We start from the raw sequence: 16,084 nt of genomic DNA on the forward strand, positions 1-16,084 counted from the left end.
CGCCAAAGTTGGCTTATTCCGCCGGACGCAAGGCTGCTGCGTCGTCTTCGCTGGGCAAGTAATCAGCCCCGTCGGCATAGGACCAATCGACCATAGACGGTTTGCCGTCGACCGTTCCCGTTTTGCCGACATAGGCGCCCATTGTGGACTGATGGTCAGCCGCGCGGAAGGTGAAGGGGCCGGTTGGGCTGCTGTCGACGGTCAGCCCCTCCATCGCGGCCAACAGGGCGTCAGTGTCCGTGGAATCGGCCTTTTCCAACGCTGCGGCGATGGCGAGGATCGAGTTATATCCTACGATTGAACCGGTTTTGGGCGCTTCGCCGAACTTTTTGATATAGGCTTCAGCAAACGCTTGATGCTCATCCGTTGTGATGTCGGTCGAGGGGTATCCGGTGACGATCCAACCCTCAGGAGCCTCAGCCCCCAGCGGGTCGAGATATTCCGGTTCTCCGGTCAGCAATGATGCCACGTCACGATCCTCGAACAGGAACCGCAGCGAACCTTCGCGAACAAATTTGGCCAGATCGCCGCCGAAGGTCACGTTGTAAATCGCATCCGGTTTCGAGGCCTCAAGTGCGCGTACGGTGGAACCCGCGTCGATCTTGAACAGCGGTGGCCATTGTTCTTCGACAAATTCTACATCGGGGCGCAATTTGGTCAGTTCGGATTTGAAGGCCTTCACCGCATCCTGCCCATAGGCGTAGTTCGGCGCGACAGTCGCCCATTTCACGGCGTCGAGCTTGGCGGCCTGTTCGGCCAGCATCGCGGCCTGCATGTGGGTCGAGGGGCGCAGACGATAGGTGTATTTGTTGCCTTTGGACCAGACAATCGCGTCGGACAGGGGCTCGGACGCGATGAACAGGACTTCTTTCTGCTTGGCAAAATCGGAAACGGCCAGACCGATATTGGACAGGAAGGTGCCAAAGATCAGAACTGCACCGTCTTTTGAGACCAGCTCCTCGGCGATCCGGATTGCGGTGGCTGGATCACCGGTATCATCCCGGCTGATCACTTCCAGTTGCTTGCCGTCGATCCCGCCTGCGGCGTTGATCTGTTCGACCGCCAGTTGCCAGCCTTTCTTGTAGGGCTCTGTAAAGGCGGGCAGACGGGTATAGCTGTTCACCTCACCCAAAACGATGGTGTCCTGGGCCAGGCTGACCCCAGCCGTCAAACCGGTGAAGGGCAGCGCCGCAAGCGCGCCCAGTACCGTGCGTCTGATCAGATTCATTTCAAATTCCTCCCAATGATCATTGTTCACGGCCAGTTATCCCGGCTTCTTAATGTGTTGTCAGCCCTAAAGAGCGCAGCTGCTACATTCAGCGCAGCCCGTCTTTGCCTTCTGCCTCTTCGTTCGTCAGTCCGCCTACACGCGGCAGCGGTCGTCCGCTGTCGGTGACCGCAACTGCCACCATGATCTCGTTCGCGCGGGGTGCGTCGTTCAACTGCACTTCGATGCCGTCAAAATGGCTGCGCACATAGGCCGCGTCCTTGTGACCAAGCGGTACGTCCAGAACCTGCCCAGGGCTGCCCATCTTCTTTGACGAGGGCACCAAGGCAGCACCCTTTTCGACCTCTTTGCGCAGGGGCGCGCCCAGCTTGGGGTGCAGGATGGCGGCGGCATGTTCCAGCTCGCCATTCTCACCCACCATCGCCGATTTACCATAGCTTTCAGCCTGTTCCGGCGTGATGTTAAGGGCCTCGACGCAACGGCGGCCCAGCAAAGCGCCCAACTCAGCCCCGGATTCCATCAGAGGTGTCAGATCCTCGACATATTGCCCGGCAAAGGGGTTTTCGATCACGGCCACGGCCACCGCCTTGCGCGTGGCGGGCGAGATCGGGCGCCCTGCTTCGAAATGGGTTTCTTCAACGTTGACTGCGATTTTGCGGATCTTTGTCATCTTAGGCCGTCCTCTCCTTTGATGTCCCAGGCCTCAAGCCCGCCCGAGCGCGAATGCACCCGCGGCCCGGTTGTCATGACCAGCGAAAAGGCCAGCTCGCCCGCGCGGGGGGCGTCATTGCAACCCACTTCCATGCTGTCGAAATGGCTGCGCACATATGAGGCGTTGATATGCGTAATCGGCACGTCCAGTCGTGCGCCAACGCCGCCAACTTTTTTGGACGATGGCACGATTGCATTGGCGGTGCCCAACAGCTGGCGCATGGCATAGCCACCCGGCGCGTGCCACAACGCGCCGTGTTCCAGTTCGCCGCCTTCGCCAACCAAAGATCCTTTGCCGTAACCTTGCACGTTTTCCGGACCGCCCAGCATGTCGATCAGGGTTTGCGCCATTTCCAAACCCAAAGGTTTGAGGTCTTCCATAAAGCCCTGAATTTCGGGTTCGTAGCGGCCTGCAAACGGGTTGGCGATCACAGCCATCGCAGCCACCCGCATCAGCGGGGTGTCGGACAGCGGTCCGCCTTCGTGATAGATTTCTTCAAGCGAAAACAGCTTTTTTCGCAGTTGAACGTCAGGCATATTGTGGAACCTTTTGAGTGGTTGAGATCACCAGTCGAGACGCGCCCGTCTGGCAGGAGTAGGAGCCAAGAGACAGATGGGCGGCAGAGATCAAACCGCGTCCAAGCAAGGTCTCGGCAGTATTCAGGCCGTGTGACAGGGCATCTTGAATATCTTGGGCTGAGAGTTGGCCGACAGAAACCGGAACGGGCAGGTCGCCCAAATCGCTGTCATCGCGCAGTTGATTGGCCGGAAGGCGCCGGATGGCCGGATGCCCGGGCAGATCAACCGCATTGGCGATCAGCGTCGCTGCCACATCGGCCATTGCTGCGTTGCTGGCCAACACTGTAACGCTGTCGGCGATGCCAATGCTCAAGCTGCGCCCGCCGCGACCCGACGTGGCAATGCCGCCAATCTTGTCGCTTGCACGGATAGCAATGCGGCCCAGATCGCATCCGTTAAGCCCGCTCATTGCGATGCGATAGTCCTGACCCGAGCCCAGATAAACAGCAATATCTCCGCCATTGTTGACCAACGCGCGATCCAGAGGTGTGGCGTGAAGCATGGCCGCCAGTACTTCGTCCGCGACAGCTCCGGCAACGGCGGCCATGCGTGTAACAAACACGTTGGAATGAGGGCGCGCAGCCTCATCCATGCGGCGCGCTACCCGTCCTTGAGGGCGGGCGCATTCAGCGGTCATGGGCATTTTCAGCAACCCCAGTTCATCCACCAAGCCCTGCAGCAAGGATTGGAACCGTAACTGGGCAGCTTCGAATGCGATATCTTGCGCGCCATCTGCCTCGACGATCAGGTCGATCGGTCCGTGTTGCAGATGCAATCTGCGGCCGCAGGGCAATATGGCAGAGGTGGGGTGCATCCGGCCTTATGCTCCTTTCGCCCAGCGATAATTTTTCGAAGACATCGGGTCGGGTTGGTTTTCGAACTGATCCACCTTGCGGGTTTCGTCCGAGACAACCTCGGAAACCGGCTTGATCTCATCCATGTGCCCGCCCAGCGTGCCATAGTCGCTGACACGCATCGTGAACTCGATGGGGGCGACCAGCGCCGGGGTCGGAACGTATCCGAACGATCCCGTGGGCATGTCCAGAATGTCCACCATCACGGTGATGCCGCCACCAGGCCAAACATAAGCCTCGGCCCCGCCGCAGGATACAAAGGTCAGCGAGTCCTTGACCGATTTCGTGAGGCGAACCGGGTTTTCCGTGACCCCCGCCCGCAGGCTTCCGCCTGCGCCGCCCATGAACAGGACCGAGCAAACCGAAGGTTCGCAGTTTTCGGCAATCAGCTCGGCAGACGCCTTCAGCGCCGGGGGAATCTCGACGGGCTGAGGTTTCAGCTCGGCATCCAGTTCAAAATAGCCATATTGCTCACCCGTGGTAGATACCATCAACAGGCTCATACCTTCACGCGCGAATTTCGGATTGAAATCGCCCAGAATTTTCAGCGGATCCTCGATATCCGTACCGCCCCAGCCGGTGCCAGGTTCTGCGACCTGAAAATACCGACCCGGAGTCGAACGGCGGCCATTGATCTTGATGCCCGTGGGTTCGACATCCAGCAGTTTGCCTGCCTGATGCTCTGACAGAACGCCCGTGATGTGGTCGTCAACCACCACCACGTCATCCACGTGTTCAATCCATTGCTTGGCGAACATCCCGATTGTGGCCGAGCCGCAGCCCACCCGCATCAGCTTTTCCTCAACCCCGTTGATGATGGGTGCTTTGCCGGCCTGAACAACCACCGTGGTTTCATGCCCTTCATCACCGATTACCATCTCGACGGCCTCGCGATTGCACAGCCGAAGCAGGGCATCGCAGGTGATCCGGCCCTCTTTTTTGGTGCCGCCGGTCAGGTGTTCCACACCGCCCAGCGACAACATCTTGGATCCGTATTCCGAGGTCATGACGTGCCCGACTGGCTCACCATTTACGCGGACGACATCGCGTTCGTGGCCTATATGACGGTCGGTGTCGATCTTCACCTTTACTCCGCAATATGAGAAAATTCCCTCGGTCACGACAGTTACCATGTCCACGCCCGCCACGTCCTGGCTTACGATGAAGGGCGCTGGTTTGTAGTCGGGATAGGTCGTGCCTGCGCCGACGGCCGTCACAAAGGGCCGTTTGCCCTGCACGATGTCGCCGTCCCAATCTTCGGGGTCTTTACCATCCTTTAAAAAGGGGACCAGACGTGTGTCTTCTGTGCTTTCGATGATGGTCAGCGCATCCAGACGAACCAGATCGCCACCATGGTTGGCGTAGCGGTCGCAGGCCCCGATTTTGCCATCTGCGATATAGCACATCACCGGACAGGCGTCGCAGCGGATTTTTTCCGGTGTTGTGCGCTCAGTTGCCATCTGTCAATTCCTTGATTGCTGCGCGCATTTTTGCTGGCGTTGCGGGACCTTGGGTCAGTCGAACGCCGCAGGCGCGCTTGATTGCGTTGAATAGGGCCGGGGCCGTCGGGATCAGCACGTGCTCTCCCAGCCCTTTGGCGCCATAGGGGCCGTGGGCATCCTCTTCCTCGATGATCAGGGTTTCAATCGGAGGAATGTCACCAATGGTCGGGACCAGATAGTCATGCAGGTTCTCGGTGCGGCCGGGCAGGTACTCTTCCATCAGCGCCATGCCCAGACCCTGGGCAATACCGCCCTGCACCTGACCCTCGACCAGCATCGGGTTAATCGCTTTGCCGACGTCATGGGCGGCCACAAATTTGATCGGTTTCACCGTGCCAAGCTTTGTGTCCACCTCGACAACCGCCAGATGCGCAGCATAACCAAACTGAGCATAAGGTATCCCCTGACCGTTTTCGTCCAAAGGTTTTGTGGGCGGGTCATAGGTTTCTTCGGCGCGAAGCACGTAACCTTCGGCGTCAGGCTCCAGCACGGTCAGGTCGATAGAGTGATGTTGCCCGTTGTCGTCCACCACAATCGTTCCTGCGCTTAGGGTGATCACGGCGTCAGGCCCGGCGTTCACACGGGACAGAATCTGCGCCCGCATCGCTTCACCCGACAGACGCGAAGCGCTGCCAGAGACATACGTCTGACGTGAGGCCGAGGTTTTGCCCGCATCCGGCGTGACATCTGTATCGGCCCCAATGATTTCGATCTGCGCAACCGGGACACCAAGCGCCGTGGCGAAGATCTGCGTGATCACGGTGTTTGCCCCTTGGCCGATATCCATCGCCCCTTGGTGTAGGACCAAACTGCCATCCGGCCGGATGCCCGATTTGATCGTCGACGGGTTTGGCAGCGAGGTGTTGCCGCACCCGTACCAGCCTGCCGCCAGCCCAACGCCGCGCTTCAAGGTATTGTTTTGTGCGTTGTGTGCCTGAACTGCTTTATTTTCTCCAGCCCACGCGGGACGCAGCGCTTCGAGGCAGGCGCGAATGCCGACGCCCTGATCGAAGATCTGTCCGCAAACGGTGGGTACACCGTTTTCCAGCGCATTGTTGATGCGGAAATCAAGCGCGTCGATGCCCAGCTTGTCCGCCAACTCGTCGAAGAGGCATTCCTGCGCGATGGCCGATTGCGGAACCCCAAAGCCGCGGAATGCGCCCGATGGCGGGCAATGCGTATGGATGCCTTTGGCTTCGGCGCGGTAGTCTGTTATTTCGTAGGGGCCTGAGGCATGAACTGGCACCCGGTTGGCTACGGTCGGACCCCAGCTGGCATAGGCGCCTGTGTTGAACAGCCCGTCAAAAGTCATCCCACTGATACGACCGTCTTTGGTTGCCCCGATCTTGACCCGCAGGTCGGAAGGGTGGCGTTTGGTGGTGGACTGCATCGACTCGGTTCGGGAATAGGTCAGCCGCACCGGCTTGCCGGTTTTGAGCGCGGCAAGAGCCAGGTAAGGCTGAACCGAAATATCGAGTTTTGAGCCGAACCCGCCGCCAACCCCGGTCGGGGCAATACGGATCTGATCGCGCGGCATACCCAGAATGATCTCCAACGCGTCCAGGTCCATCACCGGAGCTTGCGTGCAGGCATGGATTTCGACCCGCCCGTTCACGATCTCGGCGAACCCAGCCTCAGGCTCGATATACCCATGTTCGACAAAACCCGAGCGGAAATGGCCTTCGACCACAACATCTGCGTTGTCCAACGCGGTTTCTGGTGTTCCGCATTTCACGAAACCGGCACACATAACGTTTCCGTCGCGATCTGGGTGCAACTGCGCGGCTAGGGGCGTCATGGCGTCAAGGGAGTCCAGCGCTGCGGGTCGTTCTTCCCACGTTACCGGAAAATCTGCGGGGTCGAATGTTGCCAGAACCTCGGGCAGGCCAATGATGGCGGCGACAGCCTCGCCACGGAACCGAGCCTCGGTTTCCGCGAAGACAGGTTGGTCTGCAAAGTCGGGGATAACGCCAAAGTTGTTGCGCCCGGAAATGTCGGCCGCGGTCAGGACTGCTTCGATCCCAGGGGTCTTATTGGCCCAGGCGTCAATATCGCCAAGTGTAAATCCGGCACGGTGGTAAGGGGAGCGGATGACATGGATTTCCAACGTACCTGCCGGGGCAACATCATCGCCAAACAGCTCTGCGCCTGTGACCTTGTTGTGTCCATCCACGCGCCAGATGGCGTCGCCCGCGTGTCCCAGTGTTGCTTCGGGCAAAGCAGGCGCACCAGCGGCAACAACCGCGTCGATAATCTTGCGATACCCGGTGCAGCGGCACAAAACGCCGCCTAGGGCATCCTGGACCTGCTCATTGTTTGGCTCAGGTGTCTCGCGCAGCAAAGCGACGGCGGCGGTCATCATGCCGGGTGTGCAAATTCCGCACTGCGCCGCACCGTGGTTCTGAAAGCTGTTTGCCAGACGTTTGGCAATCTGGTCATCTTGCGTCAGCCCGGATACCGTTTCCACGGACCGCCCAGCAGCCTGTTGCGCCGGAACCAGACAGGCGCAAACCGGATCACCATCGACCAGAACGGTGCAAGCACCGCAGTCGCCGGCATTGCATCCGATCTTGACGTCGCGTGCTGCCAACCGCTCGCGCAGCATTTCCGACAGGCGTTCACCCGCGCGCGGAACCGCACTGACGGGGTGGCCATTCAGAGTGAATTCGGTCGTGAATTCATCAGCGCGTTTATCCATGGTGTTGTCCCGTCTCTGCGATTGCCCGGACACATTGCTCTGCCACCGCGTCCAGTCGGAAGGCGGCGTCCCCACGGACGTCATCAATGGGGCTGAGCGGTGCTAAATGCTCTGATGAAACTTCAACCGTTTCAGGGGATTTTCCGATCAAATCGGCTTCGAGCTTTTCCAGCCTTTGTGCCACGGCGGATGCGGCCCCCACAGCGACGCGCGCATAGTTGATCTGGCGGTTTTCATCCAGGCCGATGATGACAGAAGTCATCGTGATCGAGATCACAAGGTATCGCCGCGCGCCGAGTTTTTCGAAATGTCCAACAGTCCCTTTGGGCGGATCGGGCAGGTAGATCGCGGTCACAATCTCATCGTCGGACAGCGCCGTTTTGCGCACGCCAGTGATGAACTCTGACAGCGGAACCTCGCGAAAGCCACGGGTCGAGCCAAGCTCAACGTTAGCCTCCAGCGTCAGCAGCGGCGGCACGCCGTCAGCGGCAGGCGAGGCATTGCACAGATTCCCCGCAATCGTGCCGCTGTTTTGGATCTGCAGGCTACCGACTTCCCGCGCAGCCATTTGCAGACCCCTAAATGCGACGGGCAGATCGGCCCGGGCAATGTCTGTCCAGCTTGTTGCGGCCCCGATTTTCCAACGGCCATCCACAAGATTGATGCCCGAAAGATCATTGATGCGGGTGACGTCCAATATGTCGGTGTGCAGCTCATGACGCTGCCGGGATGGGAAAAAGTCAGTGCCGCCAGCGACAACCGTCAGATCATTGCTGGTCAGCAAATCAAATGCATCGTCGAGCGTGTTGGGAGAGAGATACCGCAAAGTGTCTATCCTGATGAGAAATTTCTCGTTAGTACACAAATGATATTACGCGAACAAAAAAAATGTCAACGATTTGTTTGGGCTGGTTCTTGTTTATCATGAGCGCCGGCGGAGGATTGGGTCACGGATATTCAGTCGATTGATCTTTCCCCTTATTTTCAAAGAGAATTGAGGAGCGCACACTTTAGTCGCGATAAAATTGAGCGATATGACAGCGCATTGCCCAAATTGTTTCACGAACGTCCAGAAGTTCTAAAATTCGTCAGTAATTCGTTGACACACTAACAAACAGACATGAAGATAGTGATCGATCACTCACCCATGTGTGGATCTTACAACGGGCTGAAACCTACCGCCTGGTGTCAATAGGGAGGAAGAAATGAACAAGTTCAATTTGATGATGGCGACCGCACTTGCTGCTGGTCTTGTTGCAGGGGCCGCTGCAGCACAGGAAAAAGTACGAATCGCTTTCATTGATCCGCTATCCGGGCCATTTGCGACGACGGGCACACAAGGCCTGGCGATCTATCGCCACAGCGTCAAAGAGCTGGTGAACGAACCAGGCACGCTGCTGGATGGGAATGCCGAATTCGAGATGGTGCCTTTCGACAATAAGATCAGCGCAAAGGAATCGCTCATCCAGTTGCAGGTTGCCATGGATCAGGGCATTCGCATAATCGCTCAGGGCGCATCATCCGGTGTGGCGAACGCGCTGACCGAAGCCGTTGCCAAGCACAATCGTCGCAATCCTGATGATCCGGTTATCTTCCTCAACCACTCGGCCGTTGATCCGGCGTTGACCAATGACAAGTGCCAGTTCTGGCATTTCCGCTTTGATGCAAATGCTGACATCAAAATGGACGCGCTGACCGATGATATTGCGGCCAATCCGGATATCAAAAAAGTCTATGTGATCGGTCAGGACTATTCGTTCGGTAAGGCTGTTGCTGCGGCAGCGCAGCGGTTCCTTCAGGAAAAGCGCCCCGATATTGAGATTGTCGGGAACGAGTTGCATCCGATCGGCAAAGTCAAAGACTTCACGCCTTACGCGCGCAAGATTGTTGGTTCGGGCGCAGATGCCGTGATCACCGGTAACTGGGGCGGCGATATGGTCGGTCTGGGCAAGGCGGTCATGGGTGCCGGTTTCGACAAGCCGATCTACACCTACTATGGCGCGACCTCGGGCATCACCGCGGCCTTTGGTGAAGAAGGCGACGGTATCGTCAAGCTGGTTGGCGCAGGTCAGGTAAACCCCGCCCCGACACCCGAAGCGCAAGAGTTCATCGAAGCTTTCTATGTAAGCTTCCCGGATCTGGACTTCGGTCAGCCTCAGATGGCGAATGTTGCACCGATGCTTGCAGCCGCGATCAACGAAGTTGGCAATGCCACGGATATCAAGGCGATCGCCTACGCGCTGGAAGGCATGGAGTACGACAGCATTGTCACAGGCAAGACATTGATGCGCGAAAGCGATCACCAGACGATCCAGACAGTGACGGTGCAAGGGCAGACACCCGAGGCTGCGTTCGACTATGACAATTCTGGCCGTGGTATGGTCGCAGAAACGGTTGTCGAACTGGCGTCCAATGACTCGTCCACCACGTGCGAGATGAAGCGCCCATAACCCTCTAACCACTCTGGTGGTCCGTCCGAAATCCGGGCGGGCCGCCAGGCTACCACTCAATAAAATGCAGGGAGACACGTAATGGCGCTGTTCCTCGTGAACGTGTTGGATGGATTTGTGACTGGTTTGTTGCTGTTCATGCTATGCAGCGGTCTGACACTGATCTTTTCCATGATGGGCGTTCTGAACTTTGCTCATGCCAGTTTTTACATGCTGGGTGCTTATTTCGCCTATCAGATCAGCCTCGTCACCGGGTTCTGGGTCGGCTTGCTTGTCGCGCCATTGATTGTCGGTTTGATCGGAGCTCTGATCGAGCGATACGGGTTAAGACGAGTTCACAAATACGGGCATGTGCCGGAACTGATCTTTACCTTTGGTCTTGCGCTGCTGATTGAAGAAACGATTCAATTCTTCTGGGGCAAAAGTCAGCTTCCCTTCTCGGAACCTGCCGCGCTGGATTTTGCAGCTTTCGCTATCGCTGGAAATGCTTTCCCTGCCTACAAGGTTTTCATGATCGCCGTTGCGATGGGGATATTCCTCACGCTGCTGTACATTTTGACCAAGACACGTATTGGCATGACCATTCAGGCCGCGCTCAGCTATCCCGAAACCGTGCAGAACCTGGGTCACAACGTACCGTTGGTCTTTATGTGCGTGTTTGGCGTAGGAACCGCGATGGCCGGGCTGGCCGGCGTCATCGCTGGTCCGGTTCTGGGTGTTTTCCCCGGCATGGCCTTGCAGCTGGGTTCAATCGTTTTTGTGACCATTGTGATCGGCGGTCTGGGTTCCCTTTGGGGCGCCTTGGTTGCATCCCTGATTATCGGCTGGCTTCAGACCTTTGCCACCGCCTATGACGTAACGGCCGAGCAGGTGCTGACCGCGATCGGCTTTACCAAGCCAGAGATGATCTGGGATCATCCGCTGCAGGACCTGTGGACACTAACATTGCCTCAGCTGGGCCCGATCCTGCCGTACCTGCTGATGATCATCGTTCTTGTTCTGCGCCCGCAAGGTCTTATGGGGAACCGTGAATCATGAGTATCGCTAGTAAGACGCCTTTAACTGCGGGCACTACGCGGCTGATATCGCTTTCGAACGTGATGCCCTGGGCATTTGCCGCTTTGTTCCTGTTGTGCCTGCCGTTTGTGTTCCAGTCCAGTTCGGCGCTGACGATCATGAACCAGATGGCAATCACCATCGTCTTCGCGCTGAGCTACAACATGTTGCTGGGGCAGGGCGGGATGCTGTCCTTTGGTCATGCGGTCTATATGGGTCTTGGCGGGTTCTTCGCCATGCACGTGATGAACATGGTTGAGGACGGGCTATGGTTGCCATTGCCGTTTCTGCCGATAGTCGGAGGCTTGTTCGGCATGGTCTTCGCCTTCCTGATAGGTAGTTTTTCGACCCGTCGGGCAGGCACTGTATTCGCCATGATCTCGCTTGGTGTCGGAGAGCTGATCGCCGCCTGTTCCGTCATCATCGTCGTGTTCTTTGGCGGCGAAGAAGGCATCTCGGGCGACCGAACCATGGGTCCGCCAGTGTTCGGATATGAATTCCTTACACAACAAGAGGTCTATTACCTTACGGTCGTGTGGCTTTTGGTGGCAGCACTGCTGATGTATCTGTTCTCGCGCACGCCGATCGGGCGGATCGCCAACGCAGTACGCGACAACGAAGAACGGGCCGAGTTTCTGGGGTATTCCCAGCGCAACGTTCGCTGGATATCCTTCTGCGCCTCGGGCTTTTTTGCCGGTGTCGCCGGGTCATTGTTTGCGATCAACTTTGAAATTCTGACCGAGGAAAACCTGAACCTTGCAACGTCAGGCTCAATCCTGCTGATCACCTTCATTGGTGGTGCCGGCTTCTTTGTCGGGCCGATCATCGGGGCGGTCGTGTTCACCTTGCTTCAAACGGTTCTTGGCCTGCATACCGAATTGTGGGCGCTGTATCTGGGCATATTGTTCGTGGCCTGTGTGATGTTCTTCCCGTCGGGATTTGCCGGGTTGATCGCGATGCATCAACGCCCACTTGCCCTTGGTAAACTGAATTTGCTGATCAAGCCGTATCTCAAGGTGGCAATCCCCGCGATCACGAGTGTCTTGTCCCTGGCCGCCATTTTGGAAATCCTTTTCCACAAGCGCCACGGATACGGTGGCGATCACGAGATGCACCTCTATGGCATTGCCTTTGACAGTGGTGGCTATCAGGCCGTAGCGTTCGCAGTAATCATCGCCGCGATCTCACTATTCCTTGTTTCCCGTGTTTTGCCGGAAATCCGTGACGCCTGGGACAATGCCAACCATGCGGAGGATCGGGCATGAGCGCTCCTGCTATTGAGCTGAAAAACCTCGAAAAAAGCTTTGGTCTGGCCAAGATCATTCAGGGTGTGAACCTGCAGATCGCCAGGGGTGAACGCCACGCGGTTATTGGGCCAAACGGGGCCGGGAAATCGACCCTGTTCAACCTGATCACCGGGCGGTTCGCGCCGACCTCGGGTGGGGTGTTTCTGCACGGCGAAGATGTCACCGGATTGAAGCCCTTCGAGATCAACCGCCGTGGCCTCAGCCGATCTTTCCAGATCACCAACATATTTCCCAACATGACCGTGTTCGAAAACATTCGTTGCGGGTTGTTGTGGACAATGGGGTATCGCTATTCGTTTTGGCACATGATTGGTCGGCAGCAGGACGTAACTGAAAAGGCCGAGGATATTCTGGCTCAGATCAATCTGACCTCGCGCCGGAATGAACTGGCGGGCACGCTGGCTTACGCCGAGCAGCGCGCGCTTGAGATCGGGATCACGATTGCAGGTGGGGCCGACATAATTCTGCTGGACGAACCCTGCGCCGGGATGAGCCATTCGGAAACCGACCTGATCGTCGACCTGATCCGTAACGTGACCGAGGATAAGACGCTATTGATTGTTGAACACGACATGGGCGTGATTTTCGATTTGGCGGACAAGATCTCGGTCCTTGTTTATGGCGAGGTGATCGAATCCGATACGCCGGACGTAGTGCGCGCATCGGCGAAAGTGAAAGAAGCCTATCTGGGCGCAAGTTTGGAAGAGGAGGCGGTGTAATGCTTCAGGTCACCGACTTGCACGCATATTATGGCAAAAGTCACATTCTTCAGGGGGTGAACCTTGAAGTGGGCGAGGGCGAAATCGTCTCGCTGCTGGGGCGCAACGGGGTTGGGCGATCAACCACCTGCAAGGCGATCATGGGCGAGGTCGCGCCACATGGGTCGATCAAGTTCCGCGGCCAGGAGATCGCTGGCCGCAAGAGCTTTGAGATTGCCAAGGCCGGGATTGGCTACGTGCCCGAAAACCGGGATATCTTTCCCGGTCTCACAACGCGCCAAAACCTGATACTGGGGCTGAAACCTGGCCAAAAGGACGGTGATGGCCGCTGGTGTATGGAGGACATGTTTGAGATGTTTCCCAACCTGCGCAACCGGGCGGATGTGGATGCCTCGGTTATGTCGGGCGGCGAAAAGCAAATGCTGACGATCTGCCGCGCCTTGATGGGCAACCCCGATTTCATCATGATCGACGAGCCGACCGAAGGCCTGGCACCGAAGATTGTTGAGCAGGTGGGGGATATGCTGCTGCAAATTGCCGAGCGTGGCGTCTCGATCCTGTTGGTCGAGCAAAAGCTGACCATCGCTTTGCGTGTGACCAACCGGGTTTACGTCATGGGTCACGGGCACATGGTTTACGAAGGCACCCCGCAGGCATTGCGCGAAAATGACGAAATCCGGAAGGAATGGCTGGAGGTCTGAAGCATCGCTGCAGGCATTTCGCTATAGCAAGCCGTGTTGTCAGCTATACCGTAAAAAATTGAAAGGAACTCCGTACATGCGGAGTTCCCTTCTTTTGTTAGTGCGCCAGGTTATTTTTTCAGGAACGGTGCCATTGTCTTAAAGAACTTCTCGCCATAGGGCGGGCGAAGAGCCTTGAAGACGCCGTCCATGTTGATCTGCTTGAAAATAGCCTTTGCGTGGCTGAACCGTTTGAAGCCGTGCAGGCCGTGATAAGCGCCCATGCCACTATTTCCGACGCCGCCAAAGGGCAGGGTGTTCTGGGTCGAATGCATGATGGTCTCGTTGATGCACGCTCCGCCGGAAATGGTGCTTTCCATCACCTGCTCCTGCTCGCCCGTGTCTTTAGCAAATACGTAAGCCGCCAGGGGGCGCGGACGGGCGTTGGCAAAGCTTATGGCCTGATCAAGCGAATCGTAAGGCAGGATTGGCAGGATCGGCCCAAAGATTTCATCCTGCATGACGTCCAGCGCCGGATCGGCGTCGACGATCAATGTCGGGGGCAGAATTTTCTCATTTGTGGCTGAGAGATCTTCGTTGGCGGGATTGACCTGAACGACCCGCACCCCTGCGGAGCGTGCTTGCTCCACAAGGCCCTTGAGCCGGTCGAATTGGCGGTCGGTCACGATGTGGGTGACGTCCGGGTTGCCGGACAGGGTCGGGAAGGCCTCGGCAAGTTTTGCCGCAAGCTGGGTGGCGAATTCTTCCATCTTTGCGCGTGGGACCAAGACATAGTCCGGTGCCAGGCAAACCTGACCCGCATTGAATCCTTTGCCCGCGGCGATCCGGGCGACCGCAAGGTTCATATCTGCGCTGGGGGCGATGATGGCTGGGTTCTTGCCGCCAAGTTCCAGTGTTGTGGGCACCATATGTTCAGCTGCTGCACGAAGGACGTGCGGGCCAATGGTGCTGGCACCGGTAAACAGCAGGTGGTCAAAAGGCAGGGCGGTGAACGCCTGTGCGACGTCGACGCCACCGGTTACAACCACGGCTTCGTGAGGGGCGAAGTTTGCTTCTATCAGCGATTTCAAAAGGTCGGATGTGCGGGATGTGAACTCTGACGGCTTCAGCATGACCGAGTTGCCTGCCGCAAAGGCTTCGGCCATTGGGCCAATAGCCAGATAGATCGGAAAGTTCCAGGGGCTAACAATCCCAATGACACCCAGGGGTTGATAATGGATGCGACCGCGCGCGCCCAGCAATCCCAGGGGAAACTCGACTTTTGCCTTCTCAGGGCGCATCCAGCGATCAAGGTTGTCCCGCGCGAATTTTAACTGTTTCACCGTGCCAGCGATGTCGGCCGCGATCGTCTCGTGTTGTGACCGGTTGCCAAAATCAGCCGAGATTGCGTCAATCAGGGCATCGCGATTATCCAATACCAGGTCGATTAGCCGCGCGATGCGATCCTTGCGTTCAGCCGCGTTTGGCGCGCCATGCTCTGCCTGGTGGGCTTTTTGGGTCTCCAAAAGCGTCGCGAGGCTCTCGGCGGGGTTGGGGCTATGCTGGTTCAATACGCGTCTCCTGCGGTTGGTTTTTCGGTGTGCAACCGTCGTCCTGTTGGTCTGTGTGCCCGTTCTGGTCCCTTGGTCACAAGGGTCGGGTTTCGTTTCTTTCCCGCCGGGCTGCGAAGTCTGCGTTGACATTTGTCCGGCGTTATGGAAGGTAAGTGATCGTTCACTAATTAGCAAGAGCGCAGTATGACCCTGACCACAGAAGACAGGTTCAAGACCGGCATGCAGTTGCTGGCGGCCTCAACGACCATAATCACATCAGAATTCGAAGATTCGCGCGCCGGGATGGCCGCGACGGCGGTATGTTCGTTAACTGCCGATCCGCCAGCTTTGCTGGTATGCATCAACCGAACAGCGCGAACATATGGGGTCGTGATGGACAGCCGAAAGTTTGCCGTAAACCTCATACCTGATGACATGACCGAGGTTGTCGGTGCCTTTTCGTCGAAAATGGACAAGGAACAACAGTTCCAAGCAGCCGGGACATGGATCAAAGGAGATCTGGGTCTGCCTGTTTTGAAAGAGTCCGTCGTGTCCTTTGAATGCGTGGTCGACAACTGGGCCAACACGAAGACACATGCGGTGTTCTTCGGTATGGTGAAAGAAGTTCACCTGAACCCGGAAAAATCGGCGCTTATTTATGGGCGCAAGGGATTTCACAAACTCACACCGCTGGAAGGCTGATGTAGGGTTAAAGTGAATTTTCACCTGACTCCGCACGCCTTACAC

The 16,084-nt window shown here is 57.3% G+C and carries 14 protein-coding genes; 6 read left to right on the forward strand and 8 right to left on the reverse strand.

Annotated elements, in window-relative coordinates; all coding sequences use genetic code 11:
• Window positions 1-13 precede the first annotated feature (13 nt).
• From AC2FLA_RS07370 to AC2FLA_RS07400, 7 genes are all read right to left on the reverse strand, one after another.
• Window positions 14-1,228: an ABC transporter substrate-binding protein gene (locus tag AC2FLA_RS07370; protein WP_496721461.1), complete on the reverse strand. Its 1,215-nt coding sequence runs from the start codon at window positions 1,226-1,228 to the stop codon at window positions 14-16.
• An 88-nt stretch (window positions 1,229-1,316) separates the two neighbouring features.
• Entirely contained in the window at window positions 1,317-1,898 is a 582-nt protein-coding gene (locus AC2FLA_RS07375) for an amino acid synthesis family protein (RefSeq protein WP_496721462.1), read from the reverse strand.
• Window positions 1,895-2,476 carry an amino acid synthesis family protein gene (locus AC2FLA_RS07380; RefSeq protein WP_496721463.1) on the reverse strand — a complete coding sequence of 194 codons (582 nt, stop codon included), beginning with the start codon at window positions 2,474-2,476 and terminating at the stop codon, window positions 1,895-1,897. The genes AC2FLA_RS07375 and AC2FLA_RS07380 overlap by 4 nt, the downstream gene beginning before the upstream one ends.
• On the reverse strand, window positions 2,469-3,332 hold the full coding sequence (locus tag AC2FLA_RS07385; RefSeq protein WP_496721464.1) for a UPF0280 family protein: 864 nt from the start codon (window positions 3,330-3,332) through the stop codon (window positions 2,469-2,471). The genes AC2FLA_RS07380 and AC2FLA_RS07385 overlap by 8 nt, the downstream gene beginning before the upstream one ends.
• A 6-nt stretch (window positions 3,333-3,338) precedes the next feature.
• On the reverse strand, window positions 3,339-4,832 hold the full coding sequence (locus AC2FLA_RS07390) for a 6-hydroxynicotinate reductase (RefSeq protein ID WP_496721465.1): 1,494 nt from the start codon (window positions 4,830-4,832) through the stop codon (window positions 3,339-3,341).
• The gene (locus tag AC2FLA_RS07395; RefSeq protein ID WP_496721466.1) at window positions 4,822-7,572 is read right to left on the reverse strand and encodes a molybdopterin-dependent oxidoreductase; all 2,751 of its coding nucleotides are present in this window, start codon (window positions 7,570-7,572) and stop codon (window positions 4,822-4,824) included. The genes AC2FLA_RS07390 and AC2FLA_RS07395 overlap by 11 nt, the downstream gene beginning before the upstream one ends.
• On the reverse strand, window positions 7,565-8,398 hold the full coding sequence (locus AC2FLA_RS07400; protein ID WP_496721467.1) for an FAD binding domain-containing protein: 834 nt from the start codon (window positions 8,396-8,398) through the stop codon (window positions 7,565-7,567). The genes AC2FLA_RS07395 and AC2FLA_RS07400 overlap by 8 nt, the downstream gene beginning before the upstream one ends.
• 379 nt (window positions 8,399-8,777) lie before the next feature.
• Between AC2FLA_RS07400 and AC2FLA_RS07405 the strand changes: the two genes are divergently transcribed.
• The 5 genes from AC2FLA_RS07405 (at window position 8,778) to AC2FLA_RS07425 (ending at window position 13,805) form a co-directional block, all read left to right on the forward strand.
• Window positions 8,778-10,022 (forward strand): branched-chain amino acid ABC transporter substrate-binding protein, encoded by a 1,245-nt coding sequence (locus tag AC2FLA_RS07405; RefSeq protein WP_496721468.1) that lies wholly within the window; start codon window positions 8,778-8,780, stop codon window positions 10,020-10,022.
• An 81-nt stretch (window positions 10,023-10,103) separates the two neighbouring features.
• Window positions 10,104-11,060, forward strand: coding sequence for a branched-chain amino acid ABC transporter permease (locus AC2FLA_RS07410; RefSeq protein WP_109311132.1), 957 nt, complete (start codon window positions 10,104-10,106; stop codon window positions 11,058-11,060).
• Entirely contained in the window at window positions 11,057-12,343 is a 1,287-nt protein-coding gene (locus AC2FLA_RS07415; protein ID WP_496721469.1) for a branched-chain amino acid ABC transporter permease, read from the forward strand. The genes AC2FLA_RS07410 and AC2FLA_RS07415 overlap by 4 nt, the downstream gene beginning before the upstream one ends.
• Entirely contained in the window at window positions 12,340-13,104 is a 765-nt protein-coding gene (locus AC2FLA_RS07420; protein WP_496721470.1) for an ABC transporter ATP-binding protein, read from the forward strand. The genes AC2FLA_RS07415 and AC2FLA_RS07420 overlap by 4 nt, the downstream gene beginning before the upstream one ends.
• Window positions 13,104-13,805: an ABC transporter ATP-binding protein gene (locus AC2FLA_RS07425; RefSeq protein WP_496721471.1), complete on the forward strand. Its 702-nt coding sequence runs from the start codon at window positions 13,104-13,106 to the stop codon at window positions 13,803-13,805. Before AC2FLA_RS07420 ends, AC2FLA_RS07425 begins: the two co-directional genes overlap by 1 nt.
• Before the next feature lie 110 nt (window positions 13,806-13,915).
• On the opposite strand, the gene AC2FLA_RS07430 is transcribed toward AC2FLA_RS07425, so the two are convergent.
• Window positions 13,916-15,355 (reverse strand): coniferyl aldehyde dehydrogenase, encoded by a 1,440-nt coding sequence (locus tag AC2FLA_RS07430; protein WP_496721472.1) that lies wholly within the window; start codon window positions 15,353-15,355, stop codon window positions 13,916-13,918.
• Between the two features lie 186 nt (window positions 15,356-15,541).
• Here AC2FLA_RS07430 and AC2FLA_RS07435 point away from each other — a divergent pair, with 186 nt between their 5' ends.
• Window positions 15,542-16,039 (forward strand): flavin reductase family protein, encoded by a 498-nt coding sequence (locus AC2FLA_RS07435; protein ID WP_109311127.1) that lies wholly within the window; start codon window positions 15,542-15,544, stop codon window positions 16,037-16,039.
• Window positions 16,040-16,084 lie beyond the last annotated feature (45 nt).

Source organism: Ruegeria sp. CDSA033, assembly GCF_059612305.1.

Bases quoted from the DNA above. Each gene is read 5' to 3' on its own strand.
- AC2FLA_RS07395 (WP_496721466.1), bottom strand. From the start codon at position 7,572: ATGGATAAACGCGCTGATGAATTCACGACCGAATTCACTCTGAATGGC.
- AC2FLA_RS07420 (WP_496721470.1), top strand. From the start codon at position 12,340: ATGAGCGCTCCTGCTATTGAGCTGAAAAACCTCGAAAAAAGCTTTGGT.
- AC2FLA_RS07435 (WP_109311127.1), top strand. From the start codon at position 15,542: ATGACCCTGACCACAGAAGACAGGTTCAAGACCGGCATGCAGTTGCTG.
- AC2FLA_RS07410 (WP_109311132.1), top strand. From the start codon at position 10,104: ATGGCGCTGTTCCTCGTGAACGTGTTGGATGGATTTGTGACTGGTTTG.
- AC2FLA_RS07385 (WP_496721464.1), bottom strand. From the start codon at position 3,332: ATGCACCCCACCTCTGCCATATTGCCCTGCGGCCGCAGATTGCATCTG.
- AC2FLA_RS07405 (WP_496721468.1), top strand. From the start codon at position 8,778: ATGAACAAGTTCAATTTGATGATGGCGACCGCACTTGCTGCTGGTCTT.
- AC2FLA_RS07425 (WP_496721471.1), top strand. From the start codon at position 13,104: ATGCTTCAGGTCACCGACTTGCACGCATATTATGGCAAAAGTCACATT.
- AC2FLA_RS07390 (WP_496721465.1), bottom strand. From the start codon at position 4,832: ATGGCAACTGAGCGCACAACACCGGAAAAAATCCGCTGCGACGCCTGT.
- AC2FLA_RS07375 (WP_496721462.1), bottom strand. From the start codon at position 1,898: ATGACAAAGATCCGCAAAATCGCAGTCAACGTTGAAGAAACCCATTTC.
- AC2FLA_RS07370 (WP_496721461.1), bottom strand. From the start codon at position 1,228: ATGAATCTGATCAGACGCACGGTACTGGGCGCGCTTGCGGCGCTGCCC.
- AC2FLA_RS07380 (WP_496721463.1), bottom strand. From the start codon at position 2,476: ATGCCTGACGTTCAACTGCGAAAAAAGCTGTTTTCGCTTGAAGAAATC.
- AC2FLA_RS07415 (WP_496721469.1), top strand. From the start codon at position 11,057: ATGAGTATCGCTAGTAAGACGCCTTTAACTGCGGGCACTACGCGGCTG.